Origin of the sequence: Pseudoalteromonas sp. UG3-2 (genome assembly GCF_037120705.1) — a bacterium.
Classification (GTDB): Bacteria; Pseudomonadota; Gammaproteobacteria; order Enterobacterales; family Alteromonadaceae; genus Pseudoalteromonas.
Genome location: NZ_JAWLJU010000002.1, coordinates 2600381 through 2616615 on the forward strand (window position 1 = coordinate 2600381; position 16235 = coordinate 2616615).

The 16235-nt window shown below is 44.8% G+C and carries 19 protein-coding genes; 15 read left to right on the plus strand and 4 right to left on the minus strand.

Going from position 1 to position 16235, the window contains the following annotated elements; translation table 11 throughout:
- Window positions 1–33: 33 nt before the first annotated feature.
- The gene (locus R3P39_RS14630; RefSeq protein ID WP_336569327.1) at window positions 34–711 is read right to left on the minus strand and encodes a TorF family putative porin; all 678 of its coding nucleotides are present in this window, start codon (window positions 709–711) and stop codon (window positions 34–36) included.
- Window positions 712–887: 176 nt separating this feature from the next.
- Here R3P39_RS14630 and R3P39_RS14635 point away from each other — a divergent pair, with 176 nt between their 5' ends.
- Complete coding sequence (locus R3P39_RS14635; protein ID WP_336568349.1) at window positions 888–1976, plus strand: hypothetical protein; 1089 nt, start codon at window positions 888–890, stop codon at window positions 1974–1976.
- 99 nt (window positions 1977–2075) lie between these two features.
- On the opposite strand, the gene R3P39_RS14640 is transcribed toward R3P39_RS14635, so the two are convergent.
- Complete coding sequence (locus tag R3P39_RS14640) at window positions 2076–2747, minus strand: TorF family putative porin (RefSeq protein ID WP_336568350.1); 672 nt, start codon at window positions 2745–2747, stop codon at window positions 2076–2078.
- Window positions 2748–2977: 230 nt separating this feature from the next.
- The gene (locus tag R3P39_RS14645; protein WP_336568352.1) at window positions 2978–4138 is read right to left on the minus strand and encodes a hypothetical protein; all 1161 of its coding nucleotides are present in this window, start codon (window positions 4136–4138) and stop codon (window positions 2978–2980) included.
- Window positions 4139–4340: 202 nt separating this feature from the next.
- Here R3P39_RS14645 and R3P39_RS14650 point away from each other — a divergent pair, with 202 nt between their 5' ends.
- Window positions 4341–6284: an AsmA family protein gene (locus R3P39_RS14650; protein WP_336568353.1), complete on the plus strand. Its 1944-nt coding sequence runs from the start codon at window positions 4341–4343 to the stop codon at window positions 6282–6284.
- Between the two features lie 239 nt (window positions 6285–6523).
- Window positions 6524–6994, plus strand: coding sequence for a hypothetical protein (locus R3P39_RS14655; protein ID WP_336568354.1), 471 nt, complete (start codon window positions 6524–6526; stop codon window positions 6992–6994).
- Here R3P39_RS14655 and R3P39_RS14660 read toward each other — a convergent pair.
- On the minus strand, window positions 6991–9543 hold the full coding sequence (locus R3P39_RS14660) for a protein kinase domain-containing protein (protein WP_336568355.1): 2553 nt from the start codon (window positions 9541–9543) through the stop codon (window positions 6991–6993). The genes R3P39_RS14655 and R3P39_RS14660 overlap by 4 nt on opposite strands.
- Before the next feature lie 169 nt (window positions 9544–9712).
- Between R3P39_RS14660 and R3P39_RS14665 the strand changes: the two genes are divergently transcribed.
- The 12 genes from R3P39_RS14665 (at window position 9713) to secY (ending at window position 16234) form a co-directional block, all read left to right on the plus strand.
- Window positions 9713–10552, plus strand: coding sequence for a polysaccharide deacetylase family protein (locus R3P39_RS14665; RefSeq protein WP_336568356.1), 840 nt, complete (start codon window positions 9713–9715; stop codon window positions 10550–10552).
- A gap of 319 nt (window positions 10553–10871) precedes the next feature.
- Window positions 10872–11240 (plus strand): 50S ribosomal protein L14, encoded by a 369-nt coding sequence (gene rplN, locus R3P39_RS14670; RefSeq protein WP_138546586.1) that lies wholly within the window; start codon window positions 10872–10874, stop codon window positions 11238–11240.
- 10 nt (window positions 11241–11250) lie between these two features.
- The gene (gene rplX / locus R3P39_RS14675) at window positions 11251–11565 is read left to right on the plus strand and encodes a 50S ribosomal protein L24 (RefSeq protein WP_336568357.1); all 315 of its coding nucleotides are present in this window, start codon (window positions 11251–11253) and stop codon (window positions 11563–11565) included.
- A 15-nt stretch (window positions 11566–11580) separates the two neighbouring features.
- Entirely contained in the window at window positions 11581–12120 is a 540-nt protein-coding gene (rplE, locus tag R3P39_RS14680) for a 50S ribosomal protein L5 (protein WP_336568358.1), read from the plus strand.
- A gap of 10 nt (window positions 12121–12130) precedes the next feature.
- Window positions 12131–12436 carry a 30S ribosomal protein S14 gene (gene rpsN / locus R3P39_RS14685; protein ID WP_336568359.1) on the plus strand — a complete coding sequence of 102 codons (306 nt, stop codon included), beginning with the start codon at window positions 12131–12133 and terminating at the stop codon, window positions 12434–12436.
- Window positions 12437–12456: 20 nt separating this feature from the next.
- Entirely contained in the window at window positions 12457–12849 is a 393-nt protein-coding gene (gene rpsH / locus R3P39_RS14690; RefSeq protein ID WP_336568360.1) for a 30S ribosomal protein S8, read from the plus strand.
- Window positions 12850–12862: 13 nt separating this feature from the next.
- The gene (rplF, locus tag R3P39_RS14695) at window positions 12863–13393 is read left to right on the plus strand and encodes a 50S ribosomal protein L6 (protein ID WP_336568361.1); all 531 of its coding nucleotides are present in this window, start codon (window positions 12863–12865) and stop codon (window positions 13391–13393) included.
- A 9-nt stretch (window positions 13394–13402) separates the two neighbouring features.
- Window positions 13403–13753 carry a 50S ribosomal protein L18 gene (rplR, locus tag R3P39_RS14700; RefSeq protein ID WP_336568363.1) on the plus strand — a complete coding sequence of 117 codons (351 nt, stop codon included), beginning with the start codon at window positions 13403–13405 and terminating at the stop codon, window positions 13751–13753.
- Between the two features lie 9 nt (window positions 13754–13762).
- Window positions 13763–14269 carry a 30S ribosomal protein S5 gene (rpsE, locus tag R3P39_RS14705; protein ID WP_336568364.1) on the plus strand — a complete coding sequence of 169 codons (507 nt, stop codon included), beginning with the start codon at window positions 13763–13765 and terminating at the stop codon, window positions 14267–14269.
- Window positions 14270–14275: 6 nt separating this feature from the next.
- On the plus strand, window positions 14276–14455 hold the full coding sequence (rpmD, locus tag R3P39_RS14710) for a 50S ribosomal protein L30 (protein WP_010378276.1): 180 nt from the start codon (window positions 14276–14278) through the stop codon (window positions 14453–14455).
- A gap of 4 nt (window positions 14456–14459) precedes the next feature.
- Entirely contained in the window at window positions 14460–14894 is a 435-nt protein-coding gene (gene rplO / locus R3P39_RS14715) for a 50S ribosomal protein L15 (protein ID WP_336568370.1), read from the plus strand.
- Window positions 14895–14905: 11 nt separating this feature from the next.
- Window positions 14906–16234 carry a preprotein translocase subunit SecY gene (gene secY, locus R3P39_RS14720; RefSeq protein WP_336568371.1) on the plus strand — a complete coding sequence of 443 codons (1329 nt, stop codon included), beginning with the start codon at window positions 14906–14908 and terminating at the stop codon, window positions 16232–16234.
- The last annotated feature ends 1 nt before the right edge of the window (window position 16235 follow it).

Consider the following 16235-nt stretch of genomic DNA (forward strand, 5'->3'; position numbering starts at 1 on the left):
CGGCGGTCGTCACAATAACTGCCAGCCTTGAAATCATAAATTAAAATCGAGTCCGTAGCTGACATAGGCTTTGAGGTCATCGCCACTGTCTAAGTCGGTTTTAACTAAGCCAAAGGTAAAGCCTTGCGTCGAGAGGCTCACGCCATAGTCCATATAAGTGTCATCTTCACCTGTCCACTCCATGACCGTGTCGCCACTTGAACGGCCAAGGTGCAGCGTTAGCTCACTGTCAGTAAATACCGGGAAACTCGCCGACACTTCGGCGTACAGCATGTCTTCTTCCGTGGTCGAGTCGCTTTGTGCTGTAGCTAAATGGCTGAGTTTAAATGTAAAGTATTGCCATCCCAAGGCGGCATAGATTTCACCAAAATCAATGTCGCCACTGGCATCTGGGTAACCATAGTGAATATAACCAAAATCAAAGCTCATGCCCTTAACTTCACCAGCATACCCTGCGTACAAATCCATTTCATAGCTGGCCGAGTCACCAAAGTCGATATTAGACACCCAAGTACCAGCGTAAAACCCTGACTCATTACTGTAATCCAAGCCACCAGAAACGGCTGCCCCGTCATCGGTTTGCGTGATGCCGCGCCAGTAATAGTTAGAGCTGGCAGCGATGTTGGCGGTGACCTCCGCTTGAGCAGAAAGGCAAAAGCTTATGGCTAGGGCCGAGTAACCTTTGTACTCGGCTTTTGTTATTCGGCTCATCATCAATGGTACTCATAAAAAATGAGCATCTAAATCATTTTGTTTGGTATCTGAAACGGTGCTTTGTTGACGTCAAACTGGAATTGTTGGTACGCATTACTTGACAAAGGGGTTAACTAATGGTTTATTTTTTGTTGCAAAATGGGTTGCAATGCAAGTCAGTTCTGGAGAGAAAAATGAAAAGGATCGTTTTATTTTTAGTGGTATTGTTAGTTGCGCCATTAATGGCGCATGCTAATTATGAAGGTAAGTTTTGTAGTAGTTGTACATCACAAAGTGCTGCGGAGTTCAAAGCTCAGAATTATGCACCTCACCTCAGCTGTTACCCACTCAACTCCTCTGCCCCAATGACGCCAGATAATATGCAATGTACATCGGCGATAAACACTGTAATTTTGGTACATCCATCCAGTGGAACTACTTATGGCTTCAAGGTAACTCATGAAGATACCTTTCCGTATGATGTTAAAACGACACCATTTGCACTGAGTCAGTTTGAAAAAGAGGGATTCGCCGAAGCGGCAACTTTTTATGAAGGGTTAAAACGCGTTATGGACCGCGCTAATGCTCAGGATCTTTCAGGGTTCAACTTAACTTGGGCAAACACGTCCGGAAATATCAGTACGGCGACGTCATGTCCAGATAATACAGCCTTGGCGACGTTAGTAAGCCCTGAAAAAATGTCGCAGTTAGACCAAATCGCGACGGTGGAAATTGGTTTGGGGATGGGAGAAGGAGCAGCGGTTCGAGAAAAAATCGAGAAAGGAGCGCGTTTTAGTAGTACCTCTGTGTCAGTACCTGCGGGTCGAAGCCAAGCAACGTTCACAGCAAATATACCTGAGGGAGAAAGAAGCCTTACCTATCAAAGAAAGTTCAACCAAAGCGAAGTCGCAGGTTCTTTAGCAGATGTCATCGTATTCAATCTTACGTTTTTTGGTTGGGATGATAATCATATGCCCCTCCTAGATATAAGGTTGAACAAAGGTGCAACGAGAATCGCCGGCAGTAAGCGCTTACAGTCGTTATTAATGGCAGAAGACGGACCACAAACCATCACCAATCCTTGTATATTAGAACAGCTTAAAAAGTTGGCGTCGCTAGGCCAATTTAAAAAGCTTGACGGATCTGCTTCGCGATTTGGTCCCGATGTAGGGGGACCGTCACAGCCAGACTATGGTGATAAAGTCACGGGATGTACTATTAGGTTTTATAATGCACGGGGTGAACTACAGTATGTATTTAGCGTACCTAGGTCTATGTGTTAGTCGCTTGGTATGAAAAAAGGGCCTTTCGGCCCTGTAGTGTTGCAGCAAGTAAATAAAAATAAGGCATGGCGGTCGTCACAGTAACCGCCAGCCTTGAAATCATAAGTTAAAATCGAGCCCATAGCTGACATAAGCTTTGACGTCATTGCCACTGTTTAAGTCGGTTTTGACTAAGCCAAAGGTAAAGCCTTGCGTCGAGAGGCTCACACCATAGTCCATATAAGTGTCATCTTCACCAGTCCACTCCATGACCGTGTCGCCACTTGAACGGCCAAGGTGCAGCGTTAACTCACTGTCTTTAAACACTGGGAAGCTGGCCGACACTTCGGCATACAGCATGTCTTCTTCCGTGGTCGAGTCGCTTTGTGCTGTAGCTAAATGGCTGAGTTTAAATGTAAAGTATTGCCATCCCAAGGCGGCATAGATTTCACCAAAATCAATGTCGCCACTGGCATCTGGGTAACCATAGTGAATATAACCAAAATCAAAGCTCATGCCCTTAACTTCACCAGCATACCCTGCGTACAAATCCATTTCATAGCTGGCCGAGTCACCAAAGTCGATATTAGACACCCAAGTACCAGCGTAAAACCCTGACTCATTACTGTAATCCAAGCCACCAGAAACGGCTGCCCCGTCATCGGTTTGCGTGATGCCGCGCCAGTAATAGTTAGAGCTGGCAGCGATGTTGGCGGTGACCTCCGCTTGAGCAGAGACACAAAAGCACGCGGTGAGGCCGCCGAGCAGCATAAGTAAAGATCTGTTTTTCATCCTGTTTTCCCCATTGAACGCAGAGTTATTATTGCTGTGTTGTCAGGGTCTAATTCTGCAAGGGGTGGGCCAATCACAAAAAAAAGTGAATATTTATTCTATCTTTTTGTAAATATTGGAATTTATTTTCTATGTAGAAATATGGCTAAGATCGCCAAAAGAGAAGTCTTGCACGGCGCTGGTGCAAAAGGACACAGCTTGCACAGCAATAATGCAAGCTGTACAAGTGATTAGCCAAAAATAGTGCGCATTAGGCTAATGGTGTCCGCCACGCTACGACCTTTCTCAACTTCACTGATAATTGAGTCCCGCTTGGCGCGAATATGTTCAGGGATGGAATCGTCCTCTAGGGCACGGTCGACCAGCACAGTAGCCGACTCCTTACCACGTCGAGTCGCTTTCTTTGCCGTGCTGCTACGCTTAGGTTTATGCAATAACTTATAGTAATTAGAGTTTGTCGCCGTATTTTCGTCCGCATAATAAAATAGGCAAGGTAACAGTGCTTTAATGGCAGCTAAGTTTTGCTCTAGCTCATCAACTGGTGTGGGCTTCATAAACCAAGGTAGGGTCGTGATATTACAAACAATATCACTCCAATAACGCTCAAAGTCTCGATTGCTCAGTTTGGTAATGCCCAAAGCTTGGCACAGTGGCTCTAGCTTACTTGGCGTGATAGGGGTGAAGATATCTGGGCGGCGCATCGCCAACAGGCGTGTTGCTGGAGCTAAGGTCGGTTTGTCTGAGCTGTCGGCAAAAGCACTTAAATAAGCAATGGTGAACTGCTGGTAATGCGCCAGCGTCACTTCACCGGTGCTGGGAATTTCTGCCAATGCCTTATCAAAAGCACTGGGAAGATCATCCAACAGCTGGTGGAAAGCTTTGGCATTCTTAGTGCTGGCAAACCATTCAACATCAAATTGATAAACACTGGTATCTAGGCTGGCGGCATGTTTGCCCGTAAAGGCGAGGCGATCTTCTTTGCTCATGGTCGCCAGCGGCTGTTCGCGTAGTGGCTGCAAATACTCCACTAACTTAAGTTGTTCTTCCAATACCAAAACAGTTTTATGATCATTTATAAAAGCCGTCACCATAGGCCAAGGGGCAATGCGCAACGTTTTTAACTGTAAAAAGCTAATGGCGGAGATCAGTAAGTCTTGAAGCTTTTTAACGGTAGGTAATTGGTGGTCGTCGAGGAGATCAAAGTTGATGCGATTTTTTGCCACATCCAGTAGTTCATAACACCAACCAAGAAAATCTTCAGGGTGATTCTCTACTTTAACCGCCATCAGGTTGAGGCTGATCTCCGTAGCTTGCTTTAAAATATTTTGGTAAATCTGACTTTCTTGTTCGCCCAAGGCCATGTTTGACGGTGATATGAGCAGTTTCTTCATGTGGGTTAGGTACTCCAAGTGTGATTAATAACCAGCCATATAACTATAGCTACCGCAGCTAAAATCTGGCAAGGGCGTGGATCATACCGATTAGCCGAGCGGTTGCAATCGCTGTTGCAAAATTATTTAGTCATATTCATGGTATATTCGTCTTTAGCCGTTATCATAAAGAACATAGCTTGCTCTAGAATAAGGAAAAGCAATGAATCGGCTGGTTAAAATTTTTGGCGCTATTATCGCGCTTGTCGTTATCCTCATTATCGCTGCCCCGTTTTTAATCCCGAAACAGGCCATTATTGACCAAGTAACCACTCAGGTTGAGTCGGTAACTGGGAGAACGTTGAGTATTAATGGTGAGACCCAGATTGGCATCTTTCCAACATTACGCCTAGAGCTCAATCAAGTGAGCTTCGCTAATATGGCCAGCGGCAGTCGCCCAGACATGTTCACCATGGAGCAACTTGCTATCCATATTCCTTGGCTCAGTGCTTTATCTGGAGAAGCCAAGCTTGAGCGTTTCGTTATTAATAACCCAGACATAATTCTAGAAACAGACCCGCAGGGCAATGCCAACTGGCAGCTGCTAGCAACCAGTGGTGAGCAAACACCTGCGGCGCAAAGCACGGCAAAAGGGAACATGCAACTCCCTGAGGGCTTAGATGTTAGCCTTGGTGAAGTGGCCATTTATGGTGGCTCAGTGACCTACCTTGACGGGGTGACAGGGGCTCAGTATCAGGTAAGTGATTTAGATATTAGTGTGATGTTGTCTTCGTTATACCAACCGCTAGAAGTTGACGGTGAGCTGACCTTCCAAGGGCAAACGTTTAATTTAACTACCACACTCGATAACCCAGCAAATGCGATTGAGGGGAGGACCTTTCAGGTTGAGCAACAAGTGAAGTCGGCGCTGTTTGAGCTTGACTACAATGGCGAAATCGCTGAACAAGGCAAAGTTATTGGCGGTCAGTTAGCATTGAAGGGTGACTCGGTGAAATCACTGGCGCAGTGGCAGGGGGTTGATTTAAAAGCCAAAGACAATGCCTTCAATGACTTTAGCCTCAATGCTCAAATGACCATGCAAGAGCAAGTCTTTACGCTAGAGTCGTTAGAGGCGACTTTGGACGAGTTAGTAATTAAGGGGCAAAGTACAGTGGCGCTGTCTGGTAAGCCAGACATTACTGCGACCGTTGATCTGGGCATGTTAGATCTTAACCCTTACTTACCCGAGCCCGTGGAAAAACAGCAACCGCAGCCTGAATCAAAGGACACACCAGCTCAGCCTATTGAGTGGGATGACACGGCCATCGACTTATCTGCACTTAATAGTCTCAATGCCAATGTGCAAATCACTGCAACAGGACTGCGTGCAAGGAAAATAAAGTTAGGGGCAAACCAAATCAGTCTAGTGCTGAACGCCGGCAAAGCAACACTGAGCCTGGATAAGTTTCAAGCCTACGAGGGTCAAGGTAATGGCAAGGTTATTGTCAATGCGGCAACACCACCTTATGCCATCGAAACTGACTTTGCATTAACGGCAATCAATGCTGAGCCACTGTTAACCGACGCCATTGGTTTTGACAAAGTCTTGGGTAAAGGCAGTCTTAATTGGGCGCTTACCACCCAAGGGGTCAGCCAAAAGCAGTTTGTAAGTGCCTTAGAGGGTAAGTTGGGTTTTGAGTTTAAAGACGGTGGCGTAAAAGGGGCCAACCTTGCCGAGATGATCCGCAAAGGCAAAGACATGTTAAAAGGTGACTTTTCTTCTGTTTCTGAAGGCTTAAATGCCAATTTCGACCCCGAGCAAAAAACCGATTTCTCAGCCATGAGTGGCACGTTTGTCTTTACTGATGGTGTAGGTCAGAACAATGATTTCTCGTTGGCAAGCCCACTGCTACGAGTAACCGGAGAAGGCACCGTGGACTTGCCACAGACCTTGGTTGATTACCGCGTGGTTACTGGCATTGTTGATACCATTGAGGGGCAAGCCAGTAGCGATGACAGTACTGGTTTTAAAATTCCAGTGCGGATCAAAGGCCCATTCCACCAAGTTGAAACCAGCCTAGACCTAAAAGAAGCGGCAAAAGACAAAGCCAAAGACAAGGTTAAGGATAAGGTAAAAGATAAACTTAAAAGTTTGTTTGGTGGATAGGTCTTTATGACATTGCAATAAACAGCTCATCTGTTTGTTTTAAATCAATTTCAGCTTAACAAGGGCTTACCGATGGTAGCCCTTGTTCTATATTTACCGCGGGTTAATTACCTACATGTAGTTGTAGTAAGCATATGACTGGCTTATGCCTATAAGCTGTAACCGATTGTAATAGAATTACTGCTATTCATGTGCTTAGATGGGGCGAATAGCTCTATAAACAAACGAAGGATAAAAGAATGAGTGATCCTATTTCACTAGAAATTACAGTGACACCAAAAGCGGATGGTAATTGGGTATTTTCTAACGAAGATCAACCAGTTGAACTTAAGATAGCTAAGGGCAAAAGCGCTAAGCTAACTTATAAGATTGTTACTGATGAAGATGGCTGGAGCTTTGCTGAAAATGGTACTTTTTTTACTGAGGCGCAAGACAACTTTAATTACAATCTAAGTAGCGAAGTTTCTAAAGATCATCGTTCTGTGACTGTGACGATCCAAGCAGTAAGCCTCGAACACACTATTTCATCAGAGCAGTTACAGAAACTGATGGCAGAACCGACGATCGCCATGCCAATGGAGTTGACGCATAACCATAATTCCAAAGTGGACTTCCGCTTGGTTGCTGAGAATGAGACTATTAATGAGGGAATCCGCTATTTTTCTCAAGATCCAAGGGTGATAATTGATGAGCCAGATGTACCAGTCTAATTCGTAATTTGCACTTGGCACAGATAAGTGTAGTGTTCTGTGCCAATTCTTAATTCAAGTGATGGCGAGTGACATAGTGTCCTGAACCATGACAGGCGATAAAAAGATGGGCTCCAGCCTAAATCAATGCTTTTTTTCAGTGAAGCAATCGCGGAATACTTTTCTTCAATCAGCGTTTGAATCAACGACTTTACGTAAAAAGCTTCAGCGGAATCGGGGTACTCAGCTAAATATTCATCAATTGCTATTAATGCCTCTTGATGCCTACCTAGGTGTGCTAGAGCTTGGATGCGCACGACTTCAACTTGGCTTGCTGGATCACTGGCTAAAATTTGCCGATACACTTCACTGGCTTTCGCCTTCTCGCCCATTAGTGAGTATATGTCTGCGTAGTTAAGCAAGATTTCTACATTACTGGGCGCCAATTGAGTGGCTCGTTCAGCAAACTCGAGTGCCCGCTCTAAATCACCTAATAACATCAACACAATGGCATAGTTATTGAAGGTAGCCGTACTTGTATATGAGCGCTTAACTAGAGCTTCATAAGATTTGTTTGCTTCATGGAGCTTGCCAAGTAGAAGAGAGATATCGGCAATGGCCTTAAGTGTTTTTAGGTTATCAGGGCCGTAGTTGCTGGCTGCTCGCAAATACGGCAAGGCTTCTTCATATTGGCCAAGCTTCATATTGAGCAAGGCTGCATTGCGGATGACTTTTAAGGTGGGTCTAAGTTCAAAGGCAAGCTCAGTGTGATGAAGTGCCGAAGCGTAATCGTCTATTAAATTATAGTAGATGCTGATCAGTGCATGCTTTTGATACTCGTCCTTGACTGAATTCTGAATTGCTAAAAAAGTTCCTTTGGCACGGCTTTTGTCTTTTACAAACGCATAAAACTTGAGGTAGGAGGTTTGAATAATTGTACTTGCCTTTAATCTCTCAGGGGCTTGCTGTAATACTTGCTCCCAGTTTAGAAGTACTTGATCGTTTGAGCTATCTCTGTACAACTGAGTTGCAAGTTCAGAATAAAGTGAATACAGCGGCAAAAAGTCTGGCGTTGTATCGATCAGCATTGTTAACTCTTTTATTATCGCAGCGCGGTCTGCTCCCTTTACTAAACTAGCATCATGAAGTGTAGCGTAGTTATTTAGTAATGTTTTATTGCCAGTGGCTAAGTCAGTTGAGCCTCCAGTCAGTGAAGTGAGGGCTGAGGCTGTAATAGCAAAAACATGGCTGTAGTTTTCGCTCGAGGTCATCGTTCGCGCACTATTAATCAAGGCGCCATTAGACGCATCAACTAAGTCGATAACGATGTCACAGCTTTGAATATTACAGTCTAGTTTTATCGTAACGAGCTCATTACTATTTAACGCTCGCCCCAATGCCTTTAAAGGTGCTTCAACACCAATAAATTTTTGTGTTTGCTCTACTTCACTGTCTGAAATGAAGACGTAATCATGGTTACTTAAAAAATGTTGTTTAAGTGCGTCGTTAATTGCTAACTCGATGTTTTGTTGATGCGCTTCAAGTAGTTGAAAAGAGTTAGTGAACTTTATCGGCAGCGCAGCAATATAAACCTTAGGTTTGGTTTCCTGCCAATACCAATAACCACCAACGACAAAGCACACGAGAAAAGTGAAAAGTGCTGCAATGCCGACCTGTTTACGCCGTGCTTTGGCTTTTTCTGCGGCTTTATTTTGTAATTCTATTTCTTCAAGTGATAGCGTCGCTTCGCTGTTATCGTAGCTAAAGGAATGCAGAATTTGCTTTAATTGCTGGCTGACTTCATTGGCGCTGCTTGGGCGAGATTGCTTGTCGTATTGCAGTAAGCGGTCGATAAGCTGTGCAAGAGCCGGAGGTATATCTAAAATACGCTTAGCGCTGGTTTTTAACGGCTGGAACTTTATCTGTTCAGCAATAGCCTGATCACTGCCATCGTCAGCTTGTTCGCTATAAGGGTGATGCTCGGCTAATAGTTGATATGCAATCAATCCAAATGAGAATAAGTCACTGCGGTTATCAAGTGTTTCACCCCTAAGTTGTTCAGGAGACATTGCGGTGAGACTACCATAACTGGTGTGAGGGCAAAGGCTTTGACAGTCTTCTAATTGTGAAATACCAAAGTCGGCTATTTTTGCTGTGCCCTGCTCATTCACTAAAACATTGCCCGGCTTTAAATCCAAATGGAGAATATTTTGGCTATGGGCTGAAGCCAAGCCACTGGCGATATCGCTAAGAAGCTCGATTTTTTGCTCAATAGTTAATACATGCGTTTTTGTATAGTGCTGTAAGGTTGCACCTTGCACGTACTCCATTTCCAAAGCTATTTGACCATCGCTTTCGAAGGCATCGTAAATTTGTACTATGTTGGGGTGATTGAAGCGAGCTAATAAACGCGCTTCGTTGAGAGGATCTGACTGGGTGTGTTGGCTAAACTCGAGAACTTTAACGGCTACGCGACGACCTAGTTTGTTATCGGTGGCAAGATACACTTTGCTCATACCACCTTCGGCAAGCAAGATAACGTCCTGATAATATTCTTCTAACTTCAACACAGCGCTGTCTTTCTCATTAATTGTTGGGGGTAAGTGTATCGTTAAAAACTCTCAATTAGTACTGTTTACGATGGTCACCGGGGTAAAAAGCAAGTTGAAAATTTACCACTTTGCCAACCCTCAGTCTTAATATACTTTAGGGATGTTTTCATCTCTTTAAGGAAAGTCGATGGTAAAAATAAGCGACATCCCGATCAGCGGTCAAATAATCGCTTTTGCTTTATGTACGCTACTGTACAGCCTTGATATTATAGCGGCAACGACAGAGCAAAACTTTAGCTATCCTAATAATGCTCGTAATGCGATAAGCTTATCCTTTGATGATGCCAGGCCCAGTCAAGTTGAAATTGGCATACCGCTTTTGAATCGCCACCGAGTCAAGGCGACTTTTTATGTTATGCCTGCCCGAGTAGAAGGGAAGCTAGCGCTATGGCAAGCGGCAGCAAAGCAAGGCCATGAAATAGGAAACCATACCAGTGAGCACTTATGCACTGGTAACTTCCCATGGCTTAGGGCGCAAGGCAAAGGCCTAGAGCAAGTGGACTTAGCCGATATTGAGCGCGACATAGTCACCACCTCAAAATATATTAAACAGCACTTTGGCGTAACCCCACGGAGCTTTGCTTACCCCTGCGGTAATACCTTTGTAGGGCGTGGTGCTAAGGTAAAAAGCTACGTGCCCCTAATAGCAAAGCACTTCGTCACTGGCCGCACTTGGCTAGATGAAACGGCTAATCACCCCTTTTATACTGACTTGGCTCAGCTAACAGGGATAAGAATGGATGGCATGAATTTTAGTGAGCTAAAAGCGCTATTAGATACACTCCGGGTGAACAACAGTTGGATAATACTGGCTGGCCACGATGTCGGTGAAAAAGGAAGGTATAGCGTCGATGAACAGATGCTAGCGGAGCTGGTGAGCTACTTGAAGAACCCCAAAAATGGCTATTGGTTGGATACGGTGAGCAATGTTGCTGATTATATAAAGCGGCAAAGGCAAACGAATTGAGGCGAGTTTTTACCAATAGCTGCTTGTATTTATTCACTTCGGTGAAGCTAGAAGCAAAGCCTTAATTAATAGAGTTGGTTGTTATTTGTGCAAGTTGTTGAATTCTTTGTTGCTCGCCACAATATCTCAAAACTGTAATCGGTACGTCACGTTAACGCGCTAAATTAATTAAAAATTGACCTATCTTTGACGCGACATTGCTGGTACAATTGCCCGCCCTTGAAAGACATAAACACAGTTTTTTGAGTGGAATTTAACCTAAATGCCTTGATTTTGAACAAGATCTCGGCGAGTTGTAACTACACCGGAGCTCATTAAGATGATCCAAATGCAAACTCAGCTGGACGTTGCTGATAACAGCGGCGCTCGCAAAGTGCAGTGTATTAAAGTCTTAGGTGGTTCGCACCGTCGCTACGCAGCGGTTGGCGACATCATTAAAGTTTCTGTTAAAGAAGCTATTCCTCGCGGCAAAGTGAAGAAAGGTGATGTTAAAAACGCAGTAGTTGTGCGCACCAAAAAAGGCGTTCGTCGTCCAGACGGTTCTTTGATCCGTTTCGACAGTAATGCTGCAGTTATTCTAAACGATAGCCTACAGCCGATCGGAACTCGTATCTTCGGCCCTGTGACTCGTGAACTTCGTACTGAAAAGTTCATGAAGATCGTTTCACTAGCACCAGAAGTACTATAAGGAGTCGATCATGGCAGCAAAAATCCGTCGTGATGACGAAGTAATCGTACTAGCCGGTAAAGACAAAGGTAAGCGCGGTAAAGTGCTTTCAGTTGTAACTGAGACTGGCCGAGTATTTGTTGAAGGCGTAAATATTATCAAGAAACACCAGAAGCCTGTACCACAACTACAGCAAGCTGGCGGTGTAATTGAAAAAGAAGCGTCTGTCGACGTATCAAACGTTGCGATTTTCAACCAGGAAACTGGTAAAGCAGATCGTGTAGGTTTTAGATTTGAAGACGGTAAAAAAGTCCGTTTCTTCAAGTCTACCGGTAAAACTATTTAATAGTTGGAGTAGACGATGGCGAAACTGCATGAAGTGTACAAAGACAAAGTAGTAAAAGAGCTTCAAGAGAAGTTCGGTTACGGCTCTGTCATGCAAGTCCCTCAGATCGAAAAGATCACACTTAACATGGGTGTGGGCGAAGCCCTAGCTGACAAGAAGATTCTAGAGAACGCAGTATCAGATCTAGAAGCAATCTCTGGTCAGAAACCTTTAGTGACTAAAGCTCGTAAATCAGTTGCAGGCTTTAAGATCCGTGAAGGTTACCCAATTGGCTGTAAAGTAACCCTACGCGGCGAGCGTATGTGGGATTTCCTAGAGCGTTTAGTCTCTATCGCGATGCCACGTATTCGTGACTTCCGCGGTGTTAGCGCAAAGTCTTTTGACGGTCGCGGTAACTACTCTATGGGCGTACGTGAACAAATCATCTTCCCAGAAATTGATTATGATAAAGTAGACCGTGTACGCGGTATGGACATCACAATCACTACTTCTGCACAAACAGATGATGAAGGCCGTGCGTTGTTAGAAGCGTTCAACTTCCCATTTAAAAAGTAAGGGTAGGGTTATGGCAAAGAATTCAATGAAAGCACGTGACGTAAAACGTGCTAAATTAGTAGCTCAGTATGCTGAAAAGCGTGCTGCGTTAAAAGCTATCATCAGCGATGTTAACGCATCAGATGATGAGCGTTGGGATGCAGTGTTAAAGCTTCAGACTTTACCACGCGATTCTAGCCCTTCACGTCAACGTAATCGTTGTAACATTACGGGCCGCCCACACGGTTACCTTCGCAAATTCGGCTTAAGCCGTATTAAAGTGCGCGAAGCAGCGATGCGCGGTGAAATTCCTGGCCTTAAAAAGGCTAGCTGGTAATAGAATCACGGGAGTAAGACATGAGCTTGCAAGATCCAATTGCGGATTTGTTCACACGTATCCGTAACGGTCAGTCTGCGAAGAAGGTATCAGTTACTATGCCAACTTCAAAGCTGAAAGTAGCTGTTGCTAAGGTACTAAAAGATGAAGGTTACATCACAGACTTCTCTGTATCTGGCGACGTAAAAGCAGAATTGACTATCGAACTTAAGTACTTCGAAGGCAAAGCTGTAATCGAAAACATCCAGCGTGTTAGCCGCCCTGGTCTACGTATCTACAAGAAACGTGACCAATTACCTAAGGTAATGGGTGGTCTAGGTATCGCTATCGTATCAACTTCTAAAGGCCTGATGACAGACCGCGCTGCGCGTAACGCTGGTGTTGGTGGTGAAATCATTGGCTTTGTAGCTTAATCGGAGGGGAACTATGTCTCGTATAGCGAAGGCTCCAATCAATGTTCCTGCCGGTGTTGAAGTTACAATTAACGGCCAGGACATCAAAGTTAAGGGCAAAAACGGTGAATTAACTCGCACAATCAACGATGCGGTTGAAGTTTCACTTAACGATAACGTTATTACTACTGCGCCACGTGAAGTTGCAAATGCTTGGGCTCAAGCAGGTACAGCACGTGCATTGATCAACAACATGATCAACGGTGTTAACGAAGGTTTTGAAAAGAAACTACAACTAGTAGGTGTTGGTTACCGTGCGGCAGTTAAGGGTAAAGTATTAGACTTAACTCTTGGCTTCTCTCACCCGGTGAACTTCGAGATCCCTGAGGGCATCACAATCGAAGCACCAAGCCAAACTGAAATTGTTGTTAAAGGCGCAGATAAGCAGCTTGTTGGTCAAACAGCAGCTAACATTCGCGCGTATCGTCAACCAGAGCCTTACAAAGGTAAAGGTGTTCGTTACGCAGACGAATATGTGCGTCGTAAAGAGGCTAAGAAGAAGTAAGGTAAGACGATGGATAAGAAATCAGCTCGTCTACGTCGTGCTAAGCGCACTCGTAGAAATATTATCGAACAAGGCCAAACACGTCTTGTTATCCACCGCACGCCACGTCACATGTACGCTCAGGTAGTTAACGCTGAGGGTACTGTACTGGCTGCTGCTTCTACTGTTGAAAAAGCAATTGCTGAAACAGTTAAAGGCACAGGCAACATCGAAGCGGCTCAAGCAGTTGGTAAAGCAATCGCTGAGCGCGTAGCTGACAAAGGCGTTGAGAAAATCGCTTTTGATCGCAGTGGCTTTAAATATCACGGCCGAGTGAAGGCGCTAGCTGATGCTGCGCGTGAAGCCGGTCTGCAATTCTAGGAGTAGACAATGGCTAACGTAGAAGCAAAGCAAGCACAGCCTGAATTGGCTGAAAAGCTAATCGCGGTAAACCGTGTGTCTAAAGTGGTTAAAGGTGGTCGTATCTTTAGCTTCACTGCACTAACAGTAGTTGGTGATGGCGCGGGTAAAGTAGGTTTTGGTTATGGTAAAGCACGTGAAGTTCCTGCTGCTATTCAAAAAGCAATGGAAAAAGCACGTCGCAACATGATCTCTGTTGAACTAAACGGTAACACGTTACAGCACCCTATCAAGGGTCGCCACGCGGGTTCTAAAGTTTACATGCAGCCTGCATCTGAAGGTACAGGTATCATCGCCGGTGGTGCGATGCGTGCAGTACTAGAAGTGACTGGCGTACAAAACGTACTATCTAAAGCATACGGTTCAACTAACCCGATCAACATCGTTCGCGCAACGATTGCAGCCCTAGAGAACATGAATTCTCCACAAGGTATTGCAGCGAAGCGTGGTCTTAGCGTTGACGAAATCTTGGGGTAAGACACCATGGCAAATACAGTAAAAGTAACTCAAGTACGTAGCTCAATCGGTCGTTTACCGAAACATAAAGCTACATTACGTGGCCTTGGTTTACGTCGTATCAACCACACTGTTGAGCTAGAAGACACGCCAGCAGTTCGCGGTATGATCAACCAAGTTTCTTACATGGTTAAGGTTGAGGGGTAATTCGATGAACTTGAATACACTTTCACCTGCTGCAGGTTCAAAAGCCGCTGGTAAGCGTGTTGGCCGTGGTATCGGTTCTGGTCTTGGTAAGACTGGTGGTCGTGGTCACAAAGGTCAAAAATCACGTTCTGGTGGTAAAGTACGCGTTGGTTTCGAAGGCGGTCAAATGCCTATGCAACAACGTCTACCAAAGTTTGGTTTCACTTCACGCAAGTCTCTTGTGTCTAAAGAAGTAAATCTATACGAAATCGCTAAAGTTGAAGGCGATGTGGTAGATATGAACGCGTTACAGGCAGCTGGTATCATTAAAAAGAACATCCAGTTCGTTAAAGTTGTAAAATCTGGCGAAGTTTCACGCGCTGTTACCGTTAAAGGCATTAAAGTGTCTAAAGGTGCACGCGAAGCTATCGAAGCTGCCGGAGGCAAGGTAGAAGACTAAGGAAGTACGCTATGGCTAAACCAGGTCAAGATATGCAAAGTGCACAAAGTGGGCTTTCGGAACTGAAGCGCCGATTACTATTTGTATTGGGTGCTATCATTATTTACCGTCTAGGCTCTTTTGTGCCGATCCCTGGGATTGACGCCGCTGTACTTGCCGAATTCTTCGAGCAACAAAAGGGCACCATTGTTGAAATGTTCAACATGTTCAGCGGTGGTGCGCTTGAGCGTGCATCGGTATTGGCTCTAGGTATTATGCCGTACATCTCGGCTTCGATTATTATGCAGCTATTAACGCACATACATCCTGCGATGATAGAGCTTAAGAAAGAAGGTGAGCAAGGGCGTAAGAAAATAAGCCAGTATACGCGTTATGGTACGCTTGTGCTTGCTACATTCCAATCAATAGGTATCGCTACTGGTCTCCCTAATATGATGGAAGGCCTCGTTGTGAATCCAGGCTTTGGCTTTTATTTCACAGCGGTAGTGAGCTTAGTCACAGGAACCATGTTCCTAATGTGGTTGGGCGAACAAATTACAGAGCGTGGTATCGGTAACGGTATCTCAGTTCTGATTTTTGTTGGTATTGTAGCTAACCTGCCGTCTGCAATTGGTTCGACAGCAGAAATGGCGCGCCAAGGTGATCTGCACATATTAGCATTGTTATTGATTGCGGTAATCGTATTCGCTGTAACTTATATGGTTGTATTCTTCGAACGTGGACAGCGTCGTATCGTTGTTAACTACGCGAAGCGTCAACAAGGGCGTCAAGTGTTCGCTGCACAAAGCACACACTTACCGCTTAAAGTTAATATGGCGGGTGTTATTCCACCAATCTTTGCTAGCAGTATCATTTTGTTCCCTGGTACAATAGCAAGCTGGTTCGGTCAAGGTGAAGGTCCGGTCGCTGACGTGCTACAAGCTATCTCAGCAGTGTTGACTCCTGGTCAACCTCTGTATGCGATGGTACTAGCCGCGGCTATTATCTTCTTCTGCTTTTTCTACACTGCGTTGGTATTTAACCCGCGTGAGACAGCAGATAACCTGAAAAAATCTGGCGCTTTTATTCCAGGCATTCGTCCAGGTGAGCAGACATCTAAATACATTGATAAAGTGATGACACGTCTGACATTGGCAGGCGCTTTGTATATAACCTTTATCTGTCTGGTGCCCGAGTTTATGACTATGGCATGGCAAACGCCATTCTACTTCGGCGGTACATCGATTTTGATTATCGTTGTTGTCATCATGGACTTTATGGCACAAGTACAGACTCATATGATGTCACATCAGTATGATTCTGTGCTGAAAAAAGCGAACCTTAAAGGCTACGGCCGATAAG